The organism is Bacillus sp. DU-106, assembly GCF_004799705.1.
In the GTDB taxonomy this organism is placed as follows: domain Bacteria; phylum Bacillota; class Bacilli; order Bacillales; family Bacillaceae_G; genus Bacillus_A; species Bacillus_A cereus.
Genome location: NZ_CP026607.1, coordinates 3,411,979 through 3,438,613, shown reverse-complemented (window position 1 = coordinate 3,438,613; position 26,635 = coordinate 3,411,979). Strand labels below are relative to the sequence as shown.

Here is a 26,635-nt window from a genome sequence, read left to right as displayed (position 1 = left end):
GATTGGGTAAAACAAAGTAGTCTATTACTTTTTTTAATAAAACATAAAACAGAAAGAAGGGAAGAATATGGAAGTATTAGCAACTGGGCACATATCACTTGTTGATATTAACGATGCGATTGTATCAGATGTACCGCCCGCTGACCCTTCATTAGGAGCACTTTGGATTGACACAACTAAAGATCCTAATACATTAAGTAGTTGGGACGGGACTAATTGGGTTGAACAATCATTATCTATTTCCTCATTAGATCCATCATTTTATCAAGACGTAGAAAAACTAAAAGATTTTGCTGATAAAGCAGGAAGTGACGGTATCATTTCTTCAGGCGAAAAAGCAAATATTAAATTAATTCTAATGGAAATCACAGGTGATGTTCTTTCTGGACAAACTCTTCCTACTCTTGAAACGATTGATAAGGCAAAGGGCGGACAAGTTTATTTAGCAAGAGCAGAAGCTAGAGCTTCAGGTATTCCAATAACTCATGCGGATTATACAGCTTTTGAAACAGCCTACATTGATTTAAAAACATATTTAGAGTCATTAACTCCGAGACCTTGGTTAACAGGGGATACAACAATTGATCCTGTTACATGGACAGCTAAATGGGATGCTTATTATGAAAAGCTTTCAAGATTAGCAGTTGCAACATCTACATATCTAGCAAACAGTATTAGACCAGGAGAAGACTACAACGGTGTTACTATAAATACTGATAAAGGTATCGTTGTTTTAAGGGGTGATGGTCTTTTTAGAACAATCCTGAATGCAACTGAAGGTATCTCTATTGAGAAGAACAATGCAGGTACATGGAACAAGATGTTCTATACAAACCTAGACGGTAAAATCTATGCAAACGGATTAGTTATTAGTTCTGATTCTAAAATAGCCGGAACAGATGCAAGCACAATCAAAGATAATGCTGCAGCTGGTAAAGCAGGTATTGATGATCTAACAAATGACTTAAAGGTTACTCCGTCAGAGAAAACAACACTAAGTAGAGAATGGGAAGCCATTAAAGCAGAATACGCACAAGTTTTAGCACAAGCAACTGCTCTTGGTGTTACAACTTCTACTTATACGACATCTTATACAAACCTAGATGGCGTTACTCCGAAAATAGCAGCCGAAGTATTAGCTACTATGACAACCACTTATACATTCGCTTCCGCATCTGCGAGAGATGCATTTAGAACAAAGATAAGTGCTTATTTCAATGAATCTGAAAAAATCAAAAAAGCGATTAATGATGCGATTAATAAGTCAGCAAATAATGCTAATGACAAAATCGACAATCTGAAGATCGGTGGACGAAACATCGTTAGAAAGAAACAGGTAGTGCCTGTTAATACAGCAAGTTCTTCATACGATGAAGCCACAAATACTTGGACTTTGACTGCAAATAATGGTGCAGGTGGTGCATGGGGTGCAGGACTAAAAGTGAGTGGTGACACTACTATTGTTCCAATCGGAAGTTGGTTGACTCTTAGTTTCGAAGTGTATTCACCAATTGATATTACATGGAATAATGACACTAATAACTTTTTTGTTGGTACGTCAAACACTCCAAATGACAATGATGATGTTGCACTAAGGAAAAACTCAGGTCGAAACATTAAGGCGAATACATGGACTAAGTGCTGGTTCATGTGGAAAAACAAAGATTCAGCAACTAACGATTTATATGACAATTCTAATTTTGGTCTTGTTAATAACAGTGGAAGCCCTGTAACGTTCCAAATGAGAAATGTTAAAGGTGAATTAGGAAACAGTGTGACTGATTTTACATTTGCTCCTGAAGATGTCGATGAAAAGACTCAATCAATTATCGATAGCATCTCCGTTGGTGGAAACAACATTGTTCCAAACTCTTTATTTAAAACAAAAGGTTCATGGAGAGATTGGGGATCTTCTTCTGGGACAAGAACTGTAGGTGTACCTGTTGACTTAGCAGGTTTTACAACTGGATTCCAATTTGATTCAACAGTCACTGGAGACTATGGTTATGCGCTTGATAATGTTGCAGTAACTACTGGTGAGACATACACTGCTTCTGCTTGGTTTAAATTAACTAAAGACGGAATGGCAAGGGTACAAGAAGGGAACTCAGATGTTAAGTGGTCATATACAAACGGAACGAAGGAACTTAATACATGGTTCAGAGTAGTTCATACCTTTGTTGCAAAAGCTAATTCTATTAGTATTTATTTTGGTCAAGATAGTAAATATGCTGCTACAGCTGGCTTTGTAACTGGAGTTCAGTTAGAACGAGGGAACAAAGCGACAGATTGGAGTTTAGCAACTCAAGATATAAACGATTTAATTACTGGAATAAGAGTCGGCGGTAGCCAAATGCTGACTGGAACCGACTTCAAAGATGCTTCAGGTTGGAATCGTTGGGGAAGTATTGGGTCTATTGGTCATTATGCACAACCTCAATTACCAACAGGAAAAGCATTGTTTATGGATACACGAAACGGAACTACGCAATTGCCTGTTCCAATAGGTTCTAAAGTTGGTATGGCAAGTGCCGGAAGAAAGTTCGCAGTTAAAAGTGGACGGGAATATACACTTTCTATGAATGTAGCAACAAGCGAATTAGGTGATGTACTGGATTACATGTACTTAATGTATACAGTAGCAGGTGGTAATCGTCGCTTAGGTGATATCAAGACAACTGACTTCCCTAAATTCGCACCAATCGCTGATGGAAGTTTAACGAATTATTATAGTGTTAGACTAACGTTCACAGCCGATCGAGACGACGATAACGCGTACATCTTAATTGCTGGTAGCACAAAACGAGAATTAACAGGTACTAATGGTTACGCATGGATTCGTGTTAACTCATTAAAAATCGAAGAAGGAAACGTAGCAACATCTTGGAGCTTGGCTCAGGCTGATATTGACAAGGTAATTGCAGATGCAGATAAGAAAGCAGACGATGCTAAGAATGTACTTGCTGAAATGACAAGTGATATGAAAATCACACCTTTAGAAAAACAAACTTTAAGCCGAGATTGGGAAGCTATTAAAGCTGAATACGCTCAAGTACTTCCGCAAGGTCAAGTAATCCCAAGTGTTTCTACAGCAGCATACACAACTGCTTACAATAACTTAGATAGTGTATCCCCGAAAATTGCCTCAGAAGTTTTAGCTAACATGAATACCACATACGCATTTGCTTCAGCTGCTGCTAGGAATCTGTTTAAAACACAGCTTAATAAGTATTTCGATGAAGCAGAGAAAGTAAAAAGAGCTATTGCAGAAACTACAAATGATTTAAATAGGGAGTTAGCTCAAGCCATTTCAACCGGAAGAATGATATATACCGATCCGATATTCAAAAACGGTATGAATAATGTTGTAGTCTACAACAATAATAGCGCTGGCGGAGCAGTTACAGTGACTAGAATCGCTGCACCAGTTGATGCACCAACAACCTCTTCTTCTGTATTAGAAATTAAAACAACAGGAGCAGCAGCTCCAAGTCATGGTGGATTCCAACAACTTATTAACTCAAGAGCAGGTGCGAAGTTCTTAGTACGAATTATTGCTAAGATACCAGTAGGATACACCCTAAATACAGCAACTAATTCAATGGGAACTGGATATACGGACAGAATCTTAACATCGAACAAAGGAACAGGTAAGTTTGAAGAGTATATTCGTCTTGTTACTTGTGGAACTACTGGGACTTTTTCAAGTGGAGGACACTTCTTTTTAGCAGGTGGAGCTACAGCTACACCAGAAGCGCCAGTAGTTTGGCAATTAGCTTATGCAACCGTGTTTGATGTGGGAGATGCAGACTACACTGTTACAGATAACAAAGGGAAATGGGACGATGCTGCGAATAATGCAAACAATGCATTAAAGCAAGGTTACGTAGTAAATAACCCAACATTCTCCGACTGGACAGGATCATTTCCTGCTGGACTTGGTTCATGGAGCAGTTCAACAGTTTCAAAAGAAACAACTCTAACAAGAACAGGAAGTGCAATGAGGTTTAATGTTGGAAGTGATACTGCACAAATAGGTGCAACTATACTTCCAAGCTTCTTCATAAATAATCTACCAAACCGGCAGCATTATGTTGTCGAATTAGATTTCATGTTGGTAAGTGGTGCAATAACTGGAGCTTGTGTACTGTTGGATTGGAGTGGGATGAATCCATACCGAACTACGATTCATCTTTCAGATATAGAGCCGAATCCGACTTTAGGTAAATGGTATACAGTTCGGGCAGTAATGAAAAGGCCGCATGATAATTTAACGGGATATAATACTATGCAAGGTTTCCTTCTTGCTAACTATTCAGGTTCAACAACAAACAAAGTTAAGAACATTATCTTTGATCGACTTGTTTTCAGGGAGCCTACTCAGCAAGAAATCGATGCTTACGAAATCACAACTATCGAAAATGGTGAAACAGTAATTGATGGAGGAAAACTTAAAACCAATTCTGTAAAAGCAGAGTCTGTAGATGCAAGACGCTTAAGAGTAACGAACAATAGCGGTACTGTTACATTAGAAATTACCGATGAAGGGGAAGTCACTGTTAACGGTAAAGTTTCTATTAATAGTAGTTCTATGTTTGCTCCAGGGTATGATCCATCAAAGAATGATGGTGGGCGAAATATCTTATTAAACTCTCGTTTTGCTACGGCAGATGCGACAAACTGGAACAACTGGGGATCTCCTTCTGTAAGACAAATCGAGGATATTACTGACTTGCCTGGTTTTGATAAAGCAGTTAAGTTTACAACGACAGCAAACAACCAAGGGCTGAATCAAACCGTTTCCGTTGTTACTGGCAATACTTATACAGTTTCCTGTTATGCTAAATCAGCATCTGGACAACCTGTTCTTCAAATATATGACGGTTCAGGTTATCCTTCTGTAACAATGAAATCAGAAAATGTTGGTAAGAATCAATGGGTTAAACTATTCTTTACTTTTGCTGCTAAATCTAGTAATGCACGTGTGGAAATCGGTAAAAGTGCTGGAGGTACGCTAGGAACTTATTGGTTTACTGGTATCAAAATAGAAGAGGGAGACAAAATAACAGGCTGGACTCCTGCTAATGAAGATACTGATGGATTAATAGGAAAAGTAGTAACTCCAAATGGAGACATTAAAGCACTTGATATTGCTTCTTCTATGTCTGTCACACCAGGAGCTATTGATGTAGTAAGTAAAAATATCAACTTAAAAGGTAAAGTAACCTTCTCTGATTTTGCTTCTGGATGGGCACTTGATTCAAAAGGAAACAAGATTAGTAACTCTGACCAACCGGGTTATGACCCTGCAAAGCCGCTTTATCTAGATATGGATGGGAACTACAGACCTTTATCAGATGAAAAGAATTTTATGTCGAACCTATTTACTAAAGACGACACAAATGGAGTTACGGTTATTGACGGTAACTACATTAAAACAGGAACAATTCAAGCAAAATACGCCAACTTTAGAGATGTCCAAGTATACAATGATTCAGGTCAACAGACCTTCCATATTGATACAAATGGTAACCTATCTACATCTGGTACCTCTCAATCTATTGGATATGAAAGACAGAAAAAAGGTTGGAAGATCGATGCCGATGGTTCTGCTGAATTCAATGCTGCTACTTTCCGTGGAGATATTGAATTAGGGTACTACAATGCACCAACAGATTCTTTTATTGTTACTGGTGGATTATTAAGTAGTATTGGCGGAACTGGTAAAGATTTAAGGTTCTGGGCAGGCCCCAATAAATCTACTGCTCCATTCAAAGTATTCTCAGATGGTACTTTAGAAGCGACTAAAGGATACTTCACAGGAACATTCTCTGGTGAAGTAGTGGTAGGAAATATCTCAATTCAAGATAGTAATTTAATAAAAGGTGATGCAAAAATCATCCTTACTGATGATTCAAAGATTCAGAAAGTTGTTCTTGGAGAATCTGCAGTAGAATTAAATACAAAAACGACTTTCGGTAACTTCTTAACGATAGATATCACTAATCAAAAACTCGATTTCGGAGCGAACGATTTCGGAATTGATTACAAAAACAATACAATCAGAATGAAAAGCTTCTCATTAAAGGGAACGACAGCTTTAGAATTTGTATCAGATGGTTCATCTGGTGATGATTTCATATTTAAAAACGTAACTGGTGATACATCGGTTAGAGTAGATGGTAGTTTTATTGCTAGGGACGATATTGAGATTACGAACGTCTTACGTATGAAAAAGTCTACAGATTCCGGCAATAAGGGTATAGACTATGTATTCATTTAGTAGATAAATAAATTAAGAGAGGAGTAAAACATATGGAGTTATTTTCAGCGTTGGCGTCGGGTTCATACCCGACCATGCTTTATACAGTTTATGCAGAACAGACAAGTCGTTCTGCAAATTCAGTTACATATAGCTTTACATGTTGGGCTAGGTTAGATAACCAAACTTACGATTATTTTAACGCACTTGTTTATCCTAAGATTAATATAGGTGGTACTACTGCTTCTTTTGCTGCTTTAGGTAAATTCCCAAAAGGGGCAGGAGCTAAATTTAGCACAATCAGCGTAACTGTATCTGGAATATCAGCGGCAACATCTAGCTTGTCATACACATTCTCAGCAACGTCACAACTTGGTGGAACATCAAGTAGTACAACAGGTTATGTCGGAGGTAAATCAGGAACCGTACCTGTTTCCGTTTATGCTACGACTCCCTCATTAGGTGGCTCTGTTACCATTAGGGATGGTTCAACAGTGGTTTCTTCTTATTATAGAGAAAATCTTGGGACAGGCTCCTTTAATATTAGCTGGCCAAGCGCATCAGGTGCAAACGGAACTCTTGTTTATGAGCTACAAAGAAGTATTAATGGTCAAAACTGGACCATCGTAAATAGTGCTATAAGTGGTACGTCTATTAATGATGCTCCAGGAGCAGGTGCAAACTCGGTTCGATATGCTGTGCTGGCAAAGAACCGTGTAGGAACAGACGAAATGATGTCTGGGTTTATTTACTCTCCAACAGTAAATAAAAATGAATTAAAATCACCGTCATTAACTTCTAGTGCTAATGTTACTTACAATACAAGAACCTTTGTTGTAACACTTGGAGCTGCTTCTGACAATTTGGGTTCTTCAATAAGTTACACCATTAGTGGGATATCAAGTAAGTACACAACTATTAATGGAACTACTAATGTTTCTCCAGGGAACATTACAATCAATGCAAACAATGGTACGGGCGGTACTTATATGACGCTAGACAATCTAAAGGCCGCAGCATTAAATGGGGCTGCCCATTCAGATACTAACCCCTACAAAGGAACCATTGATTTACAGGTAACTGCTACAAATGGTAAAGGCTCATCGAGAACTGAAACAGTAGCTATTCCACTCAATTTAGGAATAGACGCTCCTGTAAATGGAACTCCTAGTGTATCTATAGCAGCCACTTCTTACTACTCAATAAATTCAGTAAACTATATCTTCCCTGAATATAAACCACTTTCACTTTCGATTGCCGGCTCAATCAAGGACATGCTTGGCCGAAATTGTAGCTATGACATAATAATGGAAGAAGGAGAAGCATTATGGGTTCTTAAAAATACAGGTATTGTTACTTCCGCAACTATAGCAACTCTCAACCACACTGAAGTCGGTTTATTAACTAGTAAGAAAAATGTTTCCTTCTTTATAGAAGCTAAAACAATAGGTAACGCATCGAAACTTTCTGCAAAAACCCAAAAAGTAGATCTTCACTACTACAAAAAGCCAAGTGTTACTTCAAGTGAACTATCTCGTATAGTTGGTAAAGCAACCTTCAAAGTTAGTATTACTCCTAATACTTCATTAGCAGGAGCTACAAATACCTCAACAATGCCATCAGGATATACAAAAGGAACTTCAACTATAATTTCCGGAACAGAGTCTTACACAGTAACAAGTAGTACAACTCTTGCTGATTCGTATACTGCGACAATTTCTGTTGTAGTTCGTGATTCAATAGGTTACATATTAAATGGTTCAAATGATGTTACCCTAAAAGTTACTATTCCTACATTTACACCTGCATTATCTATCCGTCAAAGAGGGGTAGGTATTAATGGTTTTGCAGGAACTACGGAAAAACTTTATGTTGGTGGTAATGTAAAAATTACTGGAAACTTAATTGTTGGTGGAATAATTGACATGGGTAATACGAACATCGAAAACGTAAACCATATTACAATCACTGATCCAGGTGGTGGAGAAGGGATAGAATGGAAAGACCCTACAAACAATTGGAAAATTGTAGTTTCACCAGATAATCTTTCAAACGCTACAGGGGATTTACAGTTCGCTCGAAATGGTGCAAGAAGAGCTACGGTAAGAGCAAACGGTGAAGTTGCTGCAACAGGTGGTTTTGCTGCAACTAACCCTGGTAATACCGCAGCATCAATCTCATTAAACTTCCTTAATAATATCGCAAGACTTCGTACTGGTGGAACAGGTGCTGGCGCAGATAATGGATTGGAAATTCACGGAACTGGTGATGTTGTTAGGTGGAAAGTAGACGGTGCTGGTAACGTAACAAACTATGGAAACCTTAATATTGCTGGAGGTAGAGGAATTTACTTTTTAAACGCATCAGGAATGATGATGGATTCATTTGGGAACATCAAGGTTAGAGATGCAGCTACACATTCAACCGATGCTTCCTGGAGTGTGAGCGATAAAAATGGTTCTATTCCTTTAATAGTTTGGACTGGTGCGAATGGTGGTGGATACACGGAAGCAACAAGTAGGCCATTTACACAAGTTACAGCATTTACGAATGGTTGGCAGGATTACGGTGCCTTTGGTCCGGTTGCTTATACAAAAGACGTTGCAGGATTTGTTGTGTTACAGGGATTGTTAAGAGGTAATAGCGGTACTACTGGGTCTGCATTTCAATTGCCTACTGGATTTAGACCAAAAACAACACTTATCTTTAATGCTATTAATGGTGTTAATGGTAACTCCCGTCTTGATATAAATGCAGATGGAACTGTTGTAATGCAGGGTGGCGCTCATGAGTTCTGTTCTCTAAATGGAGTTAGGTTTCTAGCTCGACAATAAAAGGGGGGTTGTTTATGGGAAGTTTAGAAAATATTGAAGTCGTAGGTGAAGTAGGAATTATAGGGGAGCCTATTATAGAAGAACCTGTTAATGATTTTCCACTTACCTCTATAGATATGGGATTACCATGTTGGGAAGTAGATGAGGAAGGTTATGTGATTGAGCACTACTTAATGTCAGAGGACAAAATAGAAAAAGCTTTATCTGCAGGAAGAAGAATTATTAAGTTTTGCTGGAAAGAAAGTTATTACAAACCCCGATTTGATGAAACTTTAAATGAGTGGGTTGAGGGTGCAGATATGGAAGTTGTTTTAAAGGATGTTAAGGCAGTTAAATTTAATCAACTAAATGATGCATGCAATAAAGATATCTTAGGCTACTTTGATGCTTCTGTTGGTTCAGAGACATATACATTCTCTTTTGATACAGAAGCACAGTCTAATTTCATTGGTAGTTTAGCATTATTTAATGAAGGTCTTATGACAGAAGTTGAGTGGACTGCATGGAAAGGTGATACACCCCATAGAGTTACTTTAAATAGAGAGCAGTTTATGAGTGTTGCATTTGTAGCGTACCAAGAAAAGGATGCGAAAATATCTAAACTAAGAAATGTACTTCAGCCACGAATAGAGGCATGTACAACTATTGAAGAAGTAAATGCTATTCAGTGGGACGAAAAACCAACACAACTAGCTTGATATTTTAATAAGTAGTCCTTATGATTTGTTCAGAAAATAATATGTTCCAAATATTCAATAGGAGGAAAGACAAAATGAATCAACAAGGGAATACAACAAATTTAGATGTAAATCTACTAATCAAAGAATATGAAACAACAATTACTACGTTAATCAGTGAAAATGTTAAATACAAAACACTTCTAAAACAAAAAGCTATCGAAGAGCAGCAGCTTCAGGAAGAAATGATGCGACATGCAGCACCCCCTGCGCCACCTGCGGTTCCGACAAAAGAAATAGTAGAAGCTGAAGTCGTAGCATAACAATAACTTATATATTGACTGGTCATATACGAATGGTTACGTTCATGAGGGAGCAATAGCTCCCTCTTATTATATTTTGGAGGTGTTTCTGAATGACACAGGTACGAATCCGAATTCGTTCTATTACAACAGACGAAAAATCCCCTTGGGTTTATATTCAAGAAGAGACCAGACAGGAAACTCCAAAAGCAAATGCATTCCAAGTGAAAGCGGAACCTGTTATGAAACGAACCACTAAGACAAATCAATATGGACATTTTCATTACAGCGAAAAGCAATATGGAAGAATTGAAGAAATCTTAGCTTCTGCTTTAGAGATAGGTAAATCTCCTATGAGAATAAGAAACGAAAAAGGAGAATGGATTTATATTCAACAAACAGCCATCGATAGTGCTTGTCCTGCTATTCGGATACGAAATCGATATAGTGAACAGGCAGGTCCTTGGGTTTATATCCAACATAAGGAGGTGTAGGTATGGAATATTTGAATAATTATTTATCTGTTCTACCTAATTATGATCGTAAAGAAGTAGAGCAGCTATTACAAGAAAATATGGATTTGTTTGATGTAAAAGTCATAACAAAAGAAGAGTTCGAAGCACTTATTCAACAACTTGCAAAAAGAAAAGAAAAGGTTACGACTCTTACGACAACGGGTGAAAAAGTAGATGCCGAACATTTTAACCAAATTCACTCGAATGTAGCTTTGGATTTAAAGAGACTTTATAACTCACATCTTATTATTGAGAAAGTAATTGCGAATTACGACAGAATTCTTCGAGGAACATTAGATGATGTAAAAAGAGAAGTGGACTCACTTTCTATTCGTGTTGAGGAATTAAACCTAAAAGCAAAAGGAGAAGATGGTTTAGTCGTAAAGACATACGGTTTTGAAGAAAAAGAAAAGAGTTTGTACATGGAAACAGATCATGATCAATATGCACATTTATTCTTAGACCGCGACGGTAAATCTTTACAAAGCGCATCATTGAATCGTAGTTTTCATCAACACTATTTATCACTACCTATCAGAGAAGTGGAGAACACAATGCAAAATTCAAATGGGGCGACAACTGCAAAGATTGAAGTTATGTATCAAGCACCAAATAGCATTTCAGATAAAAACCATCCATTGGAACATGCAATAGATGATTCACTTGAAACGTATTGGGCGCAAGCAGTTAAAACGAATGCACCTGCTTATACGGAAATAAAAAAACTATAGAAAGGAGGAAAGAGAATGCCTACTCCCATTTATATTGAACAACATTATTCATTATCCATATCTGAATTTGAAGGACTATGGGAAATGACATTTATGCACCCATACAATCGACAAGAGCATTTTAGTATCTATCTAGTTGCTCCTAATAGTGATTATGAACATGCTGAGCTTGATGATCGCCCGATTGTAGAAGCTGGACCAAGATTAACGGAAGTATTAAAACGATTACTTTATAAAATCGAATACTATCCTTATTCTTGGGAATTCGCGGGAAAGAAAATTGTTTCATATGGGTATGATTTTGAAACAGACTTTACAGGTACTAGCTTGACCTATATTGATTTAACGGAAATCGCCCTTAAAGAAGTAAATGAGTTTTATAATTTCTTCTCCGCGTTAGAAACAGATGTAGTAGATGAAACAGAAAAGGTCAGCGGAAAAGGTGTTATGGCCAAGCTAAAAATCACGTTAGACAAGCCTAAAACCGTAAATCATTTGTTCATTGATTTCTTTACAGAGTATCCAATCGAGTTACTTTCATTGATGTATCAAGTTGACCAGAATGAAGAATCGACTACTTACGAAATTCCTCTTTCAAGAGCAGTTCAAACAAATGAATCGATCTATCTCCATTTCTCTCCTGTATTTGCAAAGACATTCTATTTAATCATTAAGCAAGAGTCTTACACATTACTAGACCAAACAATGAAGGAAGAAGAAGTAATGAAAGCAGAGCTATGGGATCAAGCTTCAACAAGAAGCCAATCTATTTATGAGTCTGCAGTTGGAGAATATGTAGACCAATTATTCTCTTATAAATCTGGTATTCAGCTGCATCAAGAAATCTTAGATAGTTACCAAAACATTAATGTAAGTCACTCATCTATTTCATCGGACCCTATGAATTTATACCGTAGTGATTTTGAACAAGCAAAAAAATCTTTAGATAGCCAACAACGATAGAAAGGAGGATTTAGATGGTTAACAGTTTTGAAAGTGCAAGTAAACCAAAAACAACTTTACTACAAAGTCAAAGTACTACAAGTAGCACAACACCTGGACCGCTTCCTCCAATCGTAGAAGGGATTGGTTCAAGTAATCGTACAAATAGTTCAACAGAATATGTTTACCAGTATGGAATAAAGAACATTCAATTAAATCATTCTCTGTATGAACAAGCTGGAATTTTTGTTACAAAACCAATTGAAGTAGAGGGGAATATTGTAGAGGTTTCATTATCTACCTTTGAAGACCATCCGCTGTTTAATGAGCTAAATGGGATGGCAACAGATCGAGTCACTTCTATTGAATACTACATCTCATTAGAAGAAAATCCTTCACTTAATGATTGGGTTTCAATCCTTCCTGAAGGTACAAGGAATGTGAAGTGTGAAAAGCTATTCTTCCGTGGCTCAAGTGCGGGACTTCGATTCCATGCAAACATTAGTGATGAAGATAATACAAGAGTATACCGCAATAATATTTTAATGAATAGGAGTGACTGGTACTTTACAGAAAGAGGAGCTGCTATTCAGTTGGCTGTGCCTCATGATAATAGTTCAATTTACACTATTGATTATGTACCAAACGCAAACCTATTTGACCCCTGGACAGTTAAGGTAGGAGATCGATTTTCTAAAAGGGTTCGTAAAGTGGAGTCTTTCCCAAATGGAACTGATTATAACAATACAATTAAGCTGTCTAAGTATCCATATGTTGATTATAAACAAGTGAACAGTGAAGAGAGTTATGATCCGAATACAAGTGATTACAGACCAATTGATGTATTTTTAACGAATGGTTCAATTGTAGTAGAAGGGGGAAAGACACAAAAAGAGTTCTTCCCAATCTCTTATTCAAGCAAAAATGAATTTACAACAAAAAACCTTACAGATTATAAAACTAACAAAGATGTGTTTTTAAATAAGTACAGCATTGTTCCGGATTCTGTTTACAATACATTTGAGTATAAGCAAGAGAAGAATAAACTTATTTTTACAGAAAGCTTTAATCGATCGGACCTTTATTATAATGAAGCAACAAATCATGGTAATGCTACAGTGGTTGTACACTACGATTACTTAGTGACAAACTTTCGATTAAAAGTTATTTTGCGTAAAAACGTTGGTGATGAACTAGTAGTAACGCCAATGGTCGATAGTTACCAATTAAAATTTAAAGTCATGAAGTAGGGAGGTGCAAGAATGAATGCCCCTGTTATTGAATCTAAAATATTAGAGAAACAAAGAGAATATCTTTTGGAGCAAGCGAAAATACGATTAAGTAGTTCTGCTACAAAAGAAGAAGTATCTCAATTAGCAGATGAAATCTTTTACAGGTATCAATCTTGTATAGGTAAGCCTTTATTCCAGGCACGTAAAGTTGTGTATGGAGAACTACCTTTTCTTGAGGATTACTATGATAACAACAAGGAAATGGAGAAAGACTTAGGTATCTTATTCTCAGAACTAAATACCATTGCTACATACCTGGTAGATTATTTTAATTATTCTCAGAGTGAGAAAGATAGAATCTTATCTATCGTGCGCAGTATTAATGGGGTCGTATCAGACCTTCAAATGTTAACTGAAGAAACAACCCCTAACACGGTTTATTTAAAAGAATCGTTTACGAATTACGATAATGTGGATTCTGCTTTAACTCCAGTAGAGAACAGAAGCATGATTCATACACAAGAAGGCGTATTAACACTGCGTCGTACAAATGCTTTAAATAGAAGCATAGGAAGTAAAGTTCGAGCTATTCAAGGTAATGGAATTGCAGGAACTTATTTTCTATCTCGTAAAGTTCAATCAGATTCAGATTTCGAAAATTACCAGTATGTTTCTTCTCAAATTAAGAATGATGATCCAAAAGCATTAATCGACGGAAACCCGGATACTGTATTTGAATATGAAATGGTAAATATCCCAGAAAGTTATAAGAAACAATCATTCTATTACGACGTTGAATGGGCAAAGGGAAAGGAACATGGTGACTTACTACGTGTAAAGATTGTTGTTCAATTACCTAAGAACGAGACAATCAACTGGATTAATTTAAATCCTTATCATGCTGCAGGTAGCCCAGGTACAGTTAATGTATATTCTATTCGAACGTCTAATGACGGTATTGAATACCAAGGTCTTTTCGAAAAAGACCAATTTGTATTAAACCAAGAAATCAATAAAACACCTCAAAGCTATCGAGCTGAGGATTTATTCGATGGTAGTGAAAACTTTGCTAAAACAAAATTTTCTGGCCAAGGTGTTTGGAGCTTCCCATCAAGAGAAGCAAAATATATTGAATTCGTACTAGAACAACCAAATTCTTATAAAGAATTATTAGGACAAGAAGCATTCTATAGAAGAAAAAAAGATTCTACTTCATTTACACGTATTCGCAAACAGGAGGTGCCTAGTAACATTGTTGATGAAAAATACGGCATCCATACTATTAATAGCGACTATGAGATTAAAAAGGTATTAGAAGCTGTTGAAGGTTGGCGTTACGCTATAGGAGTTCGAGACATCGACATTATGAGTTTCGAATTCGCTGACACGAGTGAATATATTAGCAAACCATTTCTATTTGAAGATGGTATTAAGAAAGTACTTCTATATGCAAATGAAAAAGTTCCTGCTATATACAAAGAGAAGGTAAGTGAATCCAATGATTGGATTCAATACTTTGTTTCTTTCGATGATATAGACTGGCATAGAATCTCCCCACAACATCAGCAACCAGTAAACGATAAGTTCCCTGCAAAGGTGCTTTCAGTTAATGATAACGAATCTGATATTGAAAATGCGTTTGCTCTTTACAAACAAAACCTTCAATTAAAAGAACTTCCAAAGCAAGTAAGGTTAAAAATCATTATGAAGAGACCGGAGAAAACAACAGAAGATGAAATACCTCTTCTTCATACAACACCACTCGTTGAAGACTTCGCTTTAAAAATTCTTACCGAACAGAAAGGGGTGTAGGGGATGTCTATCAATATTCGTCAAAAACGTTTTACTGTAGCGGTAAACCAAATCCTTCAAGAAGAACTGAGAAAGGGAAATCTTCCTACATCCAAGGAATTCGCTTCTCGTTTAAATAAACTATTAAGAGATCAAGAATTAAGTGCTCCTGAGTATACATTTAAGCGTATTCGTAATGGTGAATTAGCTGAGTCTGATTTTTTTAATGAAGTTGTTGAAAAAATTCAAAAAGATTTGATGATTCTTTACGAAAATACAATTGCTGTTCATAACCAGCTAAAGGGAAAGTTTCATTGGTTTGAAGTAGAAAAGAATCGATTAGAGTATGAAGCTAGAAGATTAGAGTCGGAATTAAAAGAGAAAATTTTGCTATATGGAAAGACAGGTTACTTAGCTAGTATCTTTGATACATTGGATGACCTATCTAAAATTGATTCAGAAGACAATGTATCTATCGATATAAAAAATCATCAAATAACACTTAAAAAACAGGAGAATACCTCATTTTTAATTAATCCTGCTAGTGAAATTAAGTTCGTTATGCCAAAGAGTTCTGTAAGTACATTTAAGAAGATTCCCATTTCAGGGAAGATTGAACAAGCATTAAATGTAAATACAAATGAAACATTCCAAGAAGTATGGTTGTCTAAAACGGAAGGGCCAGCTGATGGATATATAGATATCAAATTTAATGATAAACAGGTATTGAATCGAATTGATTTAAGCCTACATACAATTAAAAGTGCTACTGTGTATATTGAATTCACGCTAGATGAACTGAATTATTTCCACTTACCATATTATCCAGATGGTAAGCAGACGGGGAATAATGTATCTTTTTATTTCCCGACAACAGAAATGAAGAATATGCGAATTTGGATTCGCAAACAGGAAAGTGATAAAGAAATTGTCCATCCTGAAGGTTATTCATATCAGTACTTGTTTGGAGTTAAAAAAATTCAATTTTTCCAATTAAGTTATCCAGAAAGAGGAGAGGTTGTTACAAAATTTCTTACGCCAAAAACAGATGAGACATTCTCTATTGGGAAAGTATCATTGGTTACAGAAGAAGAGATTCCGGACGGTACGGATATCGAGTACTTTGTACGAGTAGATGATAGGGAAGAGAGCTGGAAACAGATTTCGCCTGTTAACAGGGATACTGCACAAGCACCTAACCTAATTGATTTTAAATATGTTGTTCATGCTAGTCCAACAAACTTGGGCATTAGAAAGAATGTCGGTGGCCAAGAATCTGAGATTATTGAACTGCAAGCAAATGGAGTCGCATTCTACTCATTAGGTTCTATTGAGAAGCGTAAAATCGTTCCGCGAACAGAGCGTTTATATATGGGTAAAGATGCTTGGAGTGTTCAGAAGACAGTCGAGAATTTTGGTGAAACCCATATCCCTTCTCTCGATGATTGGAAGAAGCCATCAAATGATATCGTTCGAAATGTAATACCAATCAAGGAAGGGAATCGAGGACTGATTTTACAAGATGAACAATTCACACAACATACGCAACTGTATTATGGAATGGGTATTTTCTATGAAGGAAAAGAACAAGTGCTTTCTACAATCCCATCATCTACAGAACCGATTGCCATCTTCTTAAATGGAGAAAAGTTATTTGAAGGAATCCCTTCTTCTCAAACTAATGTAAACTACAAATTTAAACAGGGATGGAATGATCTAACTGTGTTGGTGTATGTACAGAATTTGAATAAGGACTGTACGATTGATTTAGGATTTGATCCGATTCGTGTAAGTACTCATTGTTATTCTTCAAGTCAGTTCCTGGAAAAGGTATCTGTATTCGACTTACGATATAACACAAAGAACAACGATTGGTCTAAGTACGCCCTTTATGAGAAAGATGGAAAGGTTTATATTGTGGTTAATCATTCACTACCGGGTGTAACATATGATTTTTACTATGACTATGTGGATGAAGTAGAGCACCGAAATATTCAATTAAAAATCGTTATGAAACAATTCTCAGTAGGGCAGTATACAACACCTGTATTACGTCGATATACATTACAATTTAGTTAGTGAAGAGTTATCAATGGGTAAAGAAATGCTAAGACATACTTGTTACAAGTCTCAGAATAAAAATAGGTAAGTACTGTCCCAATTAGAAATGACAAAACGTATGTGTTGGTAATTTACACAACTGTATTAAAGAAAAATACCTATCTAAAGCTTAAATAAATGAAAGGGATGGCAAAGAGATGAAAATAGAAAAGAAATATAAACCTTCTTTCCATAAAGCCAATTCTCGTTACCGTGGTGTTACTGAGCTTTCCCAATATACGAATTTTGTTCTTGAATCTGCCCACGACCTTTTATTATTAGGAAACATTACAGAAGGAAATGAAGCAACACATAAAGATGGACACAAAAAAGAAATGTACAATAATTTCATTTCTATCATGACAGGTGATCAGGAAGTAGGAAAGTCGAGTTTATTTACGGCTTCCACACTTCAAAAAATTGATTACTCACGAACAGTTCCTATTCCTGAATTAGATAGTTGGAGCCCTTTAAATGGCTGTACAAAAACAGCAGTGAGTGACGCAATTAAGCTCTCTTCAAATGGATTGCTAGATCCAGTAGGAATGTTTAGTACTCTTTATGTAGAACCAGGAGACAAGCTTTATATTCGAATGAAGGTAAGAAGTACAGGTGGTGCTTCAGACTTTTCCTTTGGTTCGAACAATATGCGTATGGGACCAGATAAGAATGGTGACACAAGGAAGGTTCCTTTAGCGAAAAGTAATGAATTTATCACTATCGATTACGTGTTACGTTTCCAATATGCTGAATCGGTATCAATTAATATAAACGTTCATGAAAAACCGAAAGAGTTAAAGGCGGAAAATGTTGAAATAAAAGATCTTGAGATATATTACTTTAATGAAACACCAATTCAAGCTTCATCTATCGACATGGTTATTAAACCAAATGTTGATGAACTAGAAGAAAAAATTAATTCGATACGATAGGGAAGGTGAGTACATGCGCCCGATTACATTAAGAAATCCGAATCTAAACAAGGGGCCTAGCTCTTCTGAAGAGTTTAATAAACTACGTAATGACATCCAGACTGATATTACAAATTTGTTTGATATTGTTAATAGTCATGATGGCATAATCTCTGAAAATATGGATCATATTTTACGTGAAAATTACTTCTTACAAAACCGTCTAAAGAAGTTAGAAGGACGGGTGTATGAGCTAGAAAAGGATTACCAAAATAATAGTGTAGACGGAGAGAGTATCCTAACTCGGTCCTTCTATCATGCAAGCAATATTATTTCCTCAAATGCAAATAATCCCATTAATATAGATACACTTCACGGAATTGTTACCCCAGTTGTTGTTAGATCTCATGATAAGATTGCTTATAAGAATGACTTAGGGGAATACATATTACCTAGCAACCTAGAAGTAAGTGTATTTGAGTCCTCAGATGTAGAGCCAATTGATGAAGAAACAAAACAACGCAAGTTCTATGCAGTAGATTCTAGTGGTATTACTAAAGCATTTGATGGAGATAAGAACTCATTTTGGGTTCGTCAATCTGAATCTAATGAAAACAAATGCGTAACAGAAGTGTATGGATTAATTCATGTGAAAATTCCACAAAATATTTCTAATAACATTTATACAAACACAATTACTATTCATCCATCTCCGGAGTACTCTATGAGTATTCTTGATATTCAATATAAGAATCAAAATGGAGAGTGGAGGCGTATTGAAACCTACCCAATTAAAAAGGTAAACAATACAGAAATTCCAGAAGAGATTGTTGAATCTGGTAAGTTAGTATTCTCATTCCCAAGAAGACAAGTAACAGAATTACAAATTAAAGTAAAACAACCTTACTGGTTTAAGCATGATAACAAACGAATTTTTATGTATGGATTCCAAGACATCGTTGTTGAATACCGTGAATATTCCCAAGATACTGCGGAATTCACAACAAAGTTCTCTTTAGAAGGAACAGATCGTCGTTTTACAAATGTAAACACGCCAAAGGTAACAGTACCCGTTGGATGTCCATCATTTAATGATTACACTGTAAAACATGAATTGTACTTTGATGAAGGACTAACGGAGAAGTTTGATTTTTCAACAGATATTTTCCAACCAATTCAAACTGTATATGTAAAAACACTTTTAAAAACAGCAGGGGATCAGGTACCAATCTTACGCGAGATTGAATTGCCTTACCGACATGAAGAATTAGAAGTGCTTTAAAAAGAGAAGGGAGCATAACCAAAATATTGTCTTAAAGATTTATGAATTTAAAAATCCGTTTCTATTTTAGAAACGGATTTTATGCATTTAATTTTTTCATTTTTATTAGGTTTGTATTATTTAATGTGGGCTTACAGACCTTTTACTTTTATCACAATTCGGATTACCAGTATCATAAACTAAGTTTTCGAATTTTGGAAACTTGTTTCCTATTTAAATTGCAAATTTTCTTAAACGTTTTCTTTCAGAATCATTTTTCTCTTCCTGTAATCTAGTTTCTTCACAATTAGGTGTTTTTGTTGGGTCAACTTTATTACCAGAGCCTATAATCATACGAATATTAAATATAACCCACCGCTTAGAAGTATCAGAGCTAGGATTAATATTATTACTCCATCAGGGCTATTCATAATCTCTTTTATGTGTTTTTTTGCAATTTTCTTAGTTTCTCCACTTGAAAAAAGATAAACAATAGAATGAATAATTAGTAAGAAAAATGCAGTGACGAGCTCTATCATTACTTATGTTCCTCCTTAATTTAAATGATCTTATAAATTATACCAGTTAGAACAATTTAAAGTAACAAAATTTAATTTAAATATTATATCCTTCTTAAAGTTTAATTTTTAAATTTTTACTAGAGTAAGGACCTTTGCCCTTGTATTTTTAACTACACGGATTTTGGGATTAATACTCCAATATAATTGTTTACTATTCAATAAATACATTTGTTGTTATTCTATTGTATTTTATAAAAGAAAAAGACAGCCTGGGGCGGCTGCCTTTTTCTTTTAGGGAGGAATTTAAATAATTAGGTAAGATAGATAGGATTAAACAAGTCCAAATTCACGGGAGATGTGAAAATACAAACTTGCGAGGTAACTTACATTCTTAATAAAACCTTTTCACCGTGAATATGCAACCTTCTATTTTGGAAAGTTTAGGGAGAGAAGGATTAAAGCTAATTTCTATGTCTTTCAATGTAATATGAATTTAGTTGAAAGATTGCCGGAAAAATAAAACTATGAGAAAACTCATAAGTAAAAAATAATAACGTTATTTAGTAATCTTTCCGAAATCGTTAATATATAGTTGCAAATTTCTTATATGTTGTAGTTGGTGAATGGGCACCAAAAATACTTGCGATTCAAAAGGATGAGAAGGTTCCATTATTGCTTTCTGCTCTGCTTATCTGGTCTTGTGGAATCTTATATTCTTTATATAATGATAATAAACTATCTGAAGAATTCGAGAAAGCAAATAATATAATTATAGACGTACTGAGTACATGGAAACCAATTTTTGATGAAATAGACAAAGATTTCCCCGATGCGAAACGTAAAGCAGATAAGAAGTAGAAAGGAATTTAAATGATGATACAGAAGGTGAATTCCATATTCATAAATTAAATCCTAAAAAGGTAAGCAAAGAAGAAAATAACAACGATTACTAAAGGGGTATGACGTATGAAATCGAAGAAAATAATGAAGTTAGCGATTCCGGTTATATTATTAGGTGGTTGTGCTACGACTCAAGGTTCACCAAAGATAGAAGCAAAGCAAAAGCTACTGAACAAGATAAAAAGTCTGCTAGCTTAAAAGATAACGAGAAAGATATTTAAAGGATTCGAGTTTTAGAAGAGGAATACCCACAATACATGTTAGACATGGAGAAAGATTTAGTGAAGCGGTTAAGTTTTTATAAAGATTCAATAAAATACTACCAAAAAGGTAGTAAATCAAGGAAAGAAGTCTTAGTTTCCATTAAAGACTATATGAAAGTACTGGATAAGATAGAGTCTATAGATGCCTCTTCTAAATACAAGGAAGATCACAAAGAAGTTCTTAAAGCAGTCAGTAAGTATAGGGAATCTTTTGAAGAAGTAGAAAAGGTATTCAAGAAAACAGACTTCTCAATGGAAGCTGATAAGGAAGTACTTGAAAAGGCAGACAGTAAGCTATCAGAAGGTAATCGTATTTGGATACCAGTGTTTGAAAAACTAAAGAATGAATCAAAAAAAGTAGAAAGTTCTTCTGATTCGTCTAGTGAAGACGTTTCATCAATTTTTGTTCCAAAATCATCTTCACATAACTCAAGTCAATTAGAATTAGACAAGAGCCAAGCTGAAACAGGTATGTTCAAAGGGATAGTTGGTACTGATGAAGAGTTAGGAATAAACGATTCTAATACATCTAGGTATATTAAAAATGAAAGGTCTATTGTAGGTAAGTATGGTATTGATTTAGGAGAAGGAGTCAAAACAATACTCGATTTAAAAGATGATATGACATTTGCTTTTTATAAGTATGGGGATTTCTCAAGTAGAGATAGTCTAATGAAAGGAACATACGAGTTAGACGTACCTTCTTTACAATTAACATTAAAACTAACAAGCGTAACTGAGAATGGTCATAAGACTCAAAGAACTGAGAGTTTTAAATATCAGGTACAAAATTATGATTTAAATATGTTACAACTTTATAGTGCAGACGAAGATGTTCGTATGAGATTGATTAAACAAGGGTAAATATATTAGTAGGGTTAGGTGAAAAAGCCTAGCTCTTATTTTAGGGGGATATTGCATAAATGGAGCGGGTTATACAAGAGTTTTTTTCTCCAAGTAAAAACTATAAGGTTCAAATCTCTAAAAGGAAGGATGGTCTTTACACAACAGAAGCGTATAGGTGGATGGAGGATTGTGGATATGAATTTTGGAGTTATATATCACAAGGATTGACTTTGATAGATAGTAAGGAACATGCGCAAAAGATTGCTATGGAACAACTAAAGGAATGTTCAAGGGATGAGTATTAAAAACATGCTATTTTATCTGTAAAATTATAAGTAATTATGATGTTTTATGAAAATATAGAAGTGAATTTCAATTAATCTTATTTATCTTATGTGAATCATAGGTTATAATAAAATTGGGTGCAAAGATGCACTATTTGAAAAAGAGTGCAAGGCAAAAAGGAATCCGTAAAGGATTCCTTTTTTGTTTATTAGACAATGAAACAACTTTGTAAGTATCTCCTTCTTTTTTTAGTATAAATGAACTTCTACTTTATAAACATAAAAGGTTTTTTGGGGGAATTGCCATATTCCTGTAACAAAACAAAGGTATGTTATGTGTGTTAAATATAAAGAGAAAGAAGGAAAAGTTGTGAAAAAAGTTTTGCCAATTGTTGCGTTATTAGGCATGATGAGTTTTGGAGTACAGGAAATGAATGTAAGAGCTGATACATACCACAAGGGCGATTCAAAAATTAGTTTTTGGGATTCGAAAAGAAAGGGTACTAATTTCATGAATAGTACGTCATTACCTGAAAACTATAAAAGTGCAAAAGAAGCTAATATTGAATATGTACGTTTAGCACCTGATAAATGGGAAAAAGATAAAGATTTTCTATTTGAGGATAAACCAGATACTTCTGGAAAGGATTTTCTGATAGGTAATGCAGATAACTACCAGGGATTAGTAAAGGAAGATCTAGAAAAATTAAAGGCGGATTTAGATGCCGCACAATCACAAGGAATGAAAGTCGTTCTTACAATGTTATCCTTACCTGGTGATCGATGGCGCCAATTTAATAATAATAAGAATGACGACAGAATATGGGAAGAAGAGAAGTATCAAGAACAAGCAAGTCAATTTTGGAAGGACCTCGCTCTGGAACTAAAAGATAACGCCGCGGTGGTTGGTTATAATATTATAAATGAACCACATCCAGAAACAGCTAAAAATAATAGATATAATGATTTTTGGACGGAAGATTACGAGAAATGGTATGCAAAAGTGGAGGGAACGACAGCGGATTTAAACAGATTTTATGAAAAGGTGATTAACTCCATTCGTGAAGTAGACCAAGAAACACCGGTTATTTTAGATTCAGGTTTATATGCTACTCCATGGGCCTTTAAATACTTAAAGCCAGTAAAAGATAAAAAAACGCTTTACGCATTTCATATGTATGAACCATATGAATTAACGAGTCAAGGTGAAAAGAAAAATAAAGAATATCAATATCCAGGATTAGTAAAAGTAGGAGACTTAGAGAAACCTGTAATGTGGAATAAGCAGGGATTAGAGAAGTTTTTGAAGCCAATCCAACAATGGTCTAAGAAAAATCATGTACCATCTAATCGAATTATTGCAGAGGAGTTTGGAATTAACCGTACTGTTCCAGGTGCTACCCAATACATGCAAAATCTTATTTCTATCTTTAACCAAAAAGGGTGGCATAAATCATTCTATGCATTCCGTGAAGACACATGGACAGGGATGAATTATGAATTGGGAACAGGAAAAATAAAATGGGATGAAGAGGGTAAACCGATGCGTCAAGATAATTCACTCTGGGATGTAATAAAAAAGATTTACAAACGCGTAAATAGTTTAGAATATTAGGCCTAAGGACTAAATGTAAGCATCTAATTCAAATAGAATTAGATGCTTTTTATTTCGAAAAAAGGTGGAGTTGAATAGAAGATTCCATCTTTTCTTTTGCATAAAGAGTACCAATCAGGTTTATTTACAACGAAAAATAAGATTTTTAGAGAATAGCTTAGAAAAAAATGTGGAGGTTCAAACAAATGTGGTCACAATTGTTTAAACCTTTAAAGTAAAATGGAAGTTGGACAGTTACTATACAGGCAGCAAATTTACAATATGTTTCGGCTGAGCCTTCGGGAAATATAATAGCAAATCGTAATGCAGTTAATGAATGGGAGAAATTCGAATTAATTCCGACTGGGGAATTATATACGTACGCTTTAAAAACTAAAAGTAATGGGAAGTATGTTTTGTTTGAGCCAAATGGTAGAGTAGTAGCAGATCGTACATCAATTGGTGCATGGGAAAAGTTTATCTTATATAATGGTGGAGACAATAGGATATATGTATTACAAGCACTAAGTAATGGTAGATATATATCAGCAAATGGTGATAGAGAATTAACAGCTACTAGTTATGTAGCTGGAAGTTGGGAAAGCTTTGTTATTGTATACTTCTAAACTTTGAAGTGTTATATATCTAAATGATAATGGCATGTTTAGTTGGTATAAATACCTAATACAATAAAGTTTTAAGCATGTAATACAAGTGTATATTAACGTGTAAAAGGGCTGCAAATAATTAGCAGTCCTTTTTGCATGGACTTACTGAGGTTATAATGAGAAGAAAAAGAACCCTATAGGGTTCTTTTTCAAGGCATATTAACAGTAAGGAGAATCATGAAATGCTACTTCAAATCTTTATTAGGGGAAAGATTTTGAAAAAGCTTAACATGTATTTATTTTTACATAAATGTAAGATGTAGTAAATTGATAATATTTATACTTACTATTACTAATATTCAATTAAGATAGTTAATACTATTTATATAGTGTTAACTGGTGTATAGTACAGTATAGATTTAGAAATTTAATATTAGATTACATTTGTTAAAAAAGTTAATAGATATATTATTTCAAATTCTAACTAACATTTAAACAATTTTAATTGAAATTGGTTGTGTATTAACCCTTATAAGCCAATAAAAGTAAATAAAATAAACAAAGACCCTGTAATAAATACAGGGCCGGATACAGGGTTAAGGGAACGCATAGTTTCTTAATATCATAGTAGCATATATTCTTTGTATAGCTACATGAGGATTTTGACAGAATTAAGAACAAGACAGAAAATCTGTAGGAAAGCAAATATAGTGCTGGAAATGTGATTTTAAATTAAGTTATAGGTATATTGAAATGTATGAAAACTCTTGAGTACCATGATTAAATTCCCTTTAATTATGAGGTTTAGGTTAGAGGGATAATTGGATCTTACTGAAAAGAAAAAATGTTTTTTAGATTAAAAGAAAAGACACCTTTTGGGTGTCTTTTCTTTAAGTAAACAGTTCACATATTGCTGAATTAGATACGAAACTATAATTCGACTACGAAGTAAATCCTAACATAATCTGAACAGAAAAAATATGTAATATTACATTTTTAGTTTTTAATTATTTTATTCAATATAGAGAAGCAACGTAAATAAAAGGGCATGCAGTCGTATCTGCAACCCTTTTTAGGAGGAATTCAAGACACCATTAGGACACGTATTGGTAAACAGGTTCAAAAATAGTATGTGTGAAAAGAAAAAGTCCTATACCAAAAGTAGACAGGACCTTATCTTTTTTACATTTTAAAAAATGAAATTCTGTCCTTTTGAAATCAGTACAGCACACACTTGGTTTGAAATGAAATTAGAAAAAGTATACATGAAAATGGCAGACAACTATTTTGTTGCCTGCCGGTGCCAGTGGGTTGAATGAGTTAGTCAATTCAATAAATTGTGCTATCCCATTACCAGAAGAGTGAAGCCGCTAGTTCAAACGGCTTAGACATAGTTTGTCTAATAAAGAAAAAATTATGAGTAGAAATTTTGTTTGCTCTATATGAAAAGATAAATAGATATTCATCAGACAAGGATAATTTAGCATATCTTGAATAGGGTGTAGGAACGAATTAAAGAAAGGGATATTTGTTTAGGAAGGGACTGACTCAGGAGTGGGACTTTCGGACAGGGTTTGGGGAGCGGTGATTGCCTTTGGCATTGCGACTAATATCGTTGCTTGTATAATGGCAGTATCCATTCAAAAATATGAGCTAATGATAAATCATCTTACAAATATTTTATTTTTAATAATTATCTCTTTAACGTTTATAAAGATGAAAATTAACAGATGGGTGGCTTTAGGATTTACATTAGTTGTAATAGAGAAAGGTATTAAAGCGGGCTATGACTTCTACACACATAATTATTATAGTGTCAGTTGGAGTTTAGCTATCATTGTCTATTGCATATACGAGATGGAAAAGTATCATATTGAAATAAACGAATAGGCGCAACAAAAAGGTGTTAGTAGGTGGAATTCTTTTTAAAATACTATAAAAAAGACACTACAAGAGTGTCTTTTTTTTGAAAATACTCTATAATTAACTTTGGGGAAGGTAATGTTAGAGTATTCGTTTAGCATTATCTTTATATTTGATAAACCATGAAATCGAAAGATT

General features: G+C 34.9%; 18 protein-coding genes and 1 pseudogene. 18 read left to right on the top strand and 1 reads right to left on the bottom strand.

The window, feature by feature from the left end:
* Window positions 1-67 precede the first annotated feature (67 nt).
* The 12 genes from C3Y97_RS17515 (at window position 68) to C3Y97_RS17460 (ending at window position 19,579) form a co-directional block, all read left to right on the top strand.
* Window positions 68-6,283: a phage head spike fiber domain-containing protein gene (locus tag C3Y97_RS17515; RefSeq protein WP_136363574.1), complete on the top strand. Its 6,216-nt coding sequence runs from the start codon at window positions 68-70 to the stop codon at window positions 6,281-6,283.
* Between the two features lie 50 nt (window positions 6,284-6,333).
* Window positions 6,334-9,096, top strand: coding sequence for a beta strand repeat-containing protein (locus C3Y97_RS17510; protein WP_240691050.1), 2,763 nt, complete (start codon window positions 6,334-6,336; stop codon window positions 9,094-9,096).
* A 14-nt stretch (window positions 9,097-9,110) separates the two neighbouring features.
* Window positions 9,111-9,794 (top strand): DUF4376 domain-containing protein, encoded by a 684-nt coding sequence (locus C3Y97_RS17505; RefSeq protein ID WP_000535028.1) that lies wholly within the window; start codon window positions 9,111-9,113, stop codon window positions 9,792-9,794.
* Between the two features lie 74 nt (window positions 9,795-9,868).
* Window positions 9,869-10,096, top strand: a complete 228-nt coding sequence (locus C3Y97_RS17500) for a hypothetical protein (protein ID WP_136363573.1) — start codon at window positions 9,869-9,871, stop codon at window positions 10,094-10,096.
* A 92-nt stretch (window positions 10,097-10,188) separates the two neighbouring features.
* Window positions 10,189-10,569 carry a hypothetical protein gene (locus C3Y97_RS17495; protein WP_136363572.1) on the top strand — a complete coding sequence of 127 codons (381 nt, stop codon included), beginning with the start codon at window positions 10,189-10,191 and terminating at the stop codon, window positions 10,567-10,569.
* A 2-nt stretch (window positions 10,570-10,571) separates the two neighbouring features.
* The gene (locus tag C3Y97_RS17490) at window positions 10,572-11,321 is read left to right on the top strand and encodes a hypothetical protein (protein WP_136363571.1); all 750 of its coding nucleotides are present in this window, start codon (window positions 10,572-10,574) and stop codon (window positions 11,319-11,321) included.
* A gap of 15 nt (window positions 11,322-11,336) precedes the next feature.
* Window positions 11,337-12,284 carry a hypothetical protein gene (locus tag C3Y97_RS17485; RefSeq protein WP_136363570.1) on the top strand — a complete coding sequence of 316 codons (948 nt, stop codon included), beginning with the start codon at window positions 11,337-11,339 and terminating at the stop codon, window positions 12,282-12,284.
* Between the two features lie 14 nt (window positions 12,285-12,298).
* Window positions 12,299-13,513, top strand: a complete 1,215-nt coding sequence (locus C3Y97_RS17480) for a hypothetical protein (RefSeq protein ID WP_136363569.1) — start codon at window positions 12,299-12,301, stop codon at window positions 13,511-13,513.
* A gap of 12 nt (window positions 13,514-13,525) precedes the next feature.
* The gene (locus tag C3Y97_RS17475) at window positions 13,526-15,307 is read left to right on the top strand and encodes a hypothetical protein (protein WP_000993510.1); all 1,782 of its coding nucleotides are present in this window, start codon (window positions 13,526-13,528) and stop codon (window positions 15,305-15,307) included.
* 3 nt (window positions 15,308-15,310) lie between these two features.
* The gene (locus tag C3Y97_RS17470) at window positions 15,311-17,365 is read left to right on the top strand and encodes a hypothetical protein (RefSeq protein WP_136363568.1); all 2,055 of its coding nucleotides are present in this window, start codon (window positions 15,311-15,313) and stop codon (window positions 17,363-17,365) included.
* Window positions 17,366-17,544: 179 nt separating this feature from the next.
* Window positions 17,545-18,318 carry a hypothetical protein gene (locus tag C3Y97_RS17465; RefSeq protein WP_136363567.1) on the top strand — a complete coding sequence of 258 codons (774 nt, stop codon included), beginning with the start codon at window positions 17,545-17,547 and terminating at the stop codon, window positions 18,316-18,318.
* Window positions 18,319-18,331: 13 nt separating this feature from the next.
* Entirely contained in the window at window positions 18,332-19,579 is a 1,248-nt protein-coding gene (locus C3Y97_RS17460; RefSeq protein WP_025966510.1) for a hypothetical protein, read from the top strand.
* A gap of 329 nt (window positions 19,580-19,908) precedes the next feature.
* Here the strand turns inward: C3Y97_RS17460 and C3Y97_RS28185 are convergent, their stop codons facing one another.
* Window positions 19,909-20,097, bottom strand: a complete 189-nt coding sequence (locus C3Y97_RS28185) for a hypothetical protein (RefSeq protein WP_136363566.1) — start codon at window positions 20,095-20,097, stop codon at window positions 19,909-19,911.
* Between the two features lie 948 nt (window positions 20,098-21,045).
* Here C3Y97_RS28185 and C3Y97_RS28275 point away from each other — a divergent pair.
* The 6 genes and pseudogenes from C3Y97_RS28275 (at window position 21,046) to C3Y97_RS17425 (ending at window position 26,464) form a co-directional block, all read left to right on the top strand.
* Window positions 21,046-21,177, top strand: coding sequence for a hypothetical protein (locus C3Y97_RS28275; protein WP_271044407.1), 132 nt, complete (start codon window positions 21,046-21,048; stop codon window positions 21,175-21,177).
* Between the two features lie 83 nt (window positions 21,178-21,260).
* On the top strand, window positions 21,261-22,106 hold the full coding sequence (locus C3Y97_RS28180) for a DUF3994 domain-containing protein (protein ID WP_240691049.1): 846 nt from the start codon (window positions 21,261-21,263) through the stop codon (window positions 22,104-22,106).
* Window positions 22,107-22,165: 59 nt separating this feature from the next.
* Complete coding sequence (locus tag C3Y97_RS17440; protein ID WP_136363565.1) at window positions 22,166-22,393, top strand: hypothetical protein; 228 nt, start codon at window positions 22,166-22,168, stop codon at window positions 22,391-22,393.
* 313 nt (window positions 22,394-22,706) lie between these two features.
* A complete protein-coding gene (locus C3Y97_RS17435) occupies window positions 22,707-23,987 on the top strand; it encodes a glycoside hydrolase family 5 protein (protein ID WP_136363564.1) in 1,281 nt (426 codons plus the stop codon).
* 218 nt (window positions 23,988-24,205) lie between these two features.
* Window positions 24,206-24,592: pseudogene (locus tag C3Y97_RS17430) on the top strand (fascin domain-containing protein); the annotation flags it as partial.
* A 1,536-nt stretch (window positions 24,593-26,128) separates the two neighbouring features.
* The gene (locus tag C3Y97_RS17425) at window positions 26,129-26,464 is read left to right on the top strand and encodes a hypothetical protein (protein WP_136363562.1); all 336 of its coding nucleotides are present in this window, start codon (window positions 26,129-26,131) and stop codon (window positions 26,462-26,464) included.
* Window positions 26,465-26,635 lie beyond the last annotated feature (171 nt).